The organism is Mycobacterium colombiense (assembly GCF_001672755.1).
GTDB classification, from domain to species: Bacteria; Actinomycetota; Actinomycetes; order Mycobacteriales; family Mycobacteriaceae; genus Mycobacterium; species Mycobacterium colombiense_C.
The window spans coordinates 1-663 of sequence record NZ_LZKI01000161.1 but is presented as its reverse complement, the minus strand read 5'-3'; the positions used below and the strand labels follow the sequence as shown (position 1 = coordinate 663).

Annotated in this window: 1 protein-coding gene and 1 pseudogene; one reads left to right on the top strand and one right to left on the bottom strand. The window is 57.8% G+C overall.

Translation table 11 applies throughout. The features are described from left to right. Positions 1–540 (top strand): class I SAM-dependent methyltransferase (locus A5708_RS21095; protein ID WP_231117971.1); only part of this gene is annotated, 540 nt, incomplete at its 5' end. A gap of 16 nt (positions 541–556) precedes the next feature. Here the strand turns inward: A5708_RS21095 and A5708_RS26985 are convergent. Next, a pseudogene (locus tag A5708_RS26985) lies at positions 557–663 on the bottom strand (class I SAM-dependent methyltransferase); the annotation flags it as partial.

The window sequence follows — 663 nt, the reverse complement described above, 5'->3', positions numbered from 1 at the left end:
GGATTGCCGACGGACCGCAACATCGAGGTGCGCCTGCAGGGCTGGGAAGAGTTCGAAGACAAGGTCGACCGGATCGTCTCCATCGGCGCCTTCGAGGCATTCAAGATGGAGCGCTATTCCGCATTTTTCGAACGCGCCTACGAGATTCTTCCCGATGACGGCCGGATGCTTTTGCACACGATTTTGGCGTATTCGCAGAAGCAGCAGCATGAGCGTGGCGTTACGATCACGATGAGCGATTTGCGATTCATGCGATTCATCGGTCAGGAAATCTTCCCGGGCGGCCAGCTACCGGCGCAGGAAGACATCTTCAAGTTCGGTGAGGCGGCCGGCTTCTCGATCGAGCGGGTGCAACTGCTGCAGAAGCACTACGCCAGGACACTGGACCTGTGGGCCGAGGCCCTCGAGGCGAATCGCGAGCAGGCCCTGGCCGTTCAGTCCCAAGAGGTTTACGACCGTTACATGAAGTACCTCACCGGTTGCGCGAAGCTGTTCCGCGACGGCTACACCGACGTCAATCAATTCACGCTGGAGAAGTAACCGGCTCGCTTTTGGCCTACTTCACCATCGTGAATTGCCCCACATTGCTGATGCCCTTGCGGAAGAAGTTCTCGCACCCCGTCAGATAGTGCATGTAACGGTCGTAGACCTCTTGGGACTGAA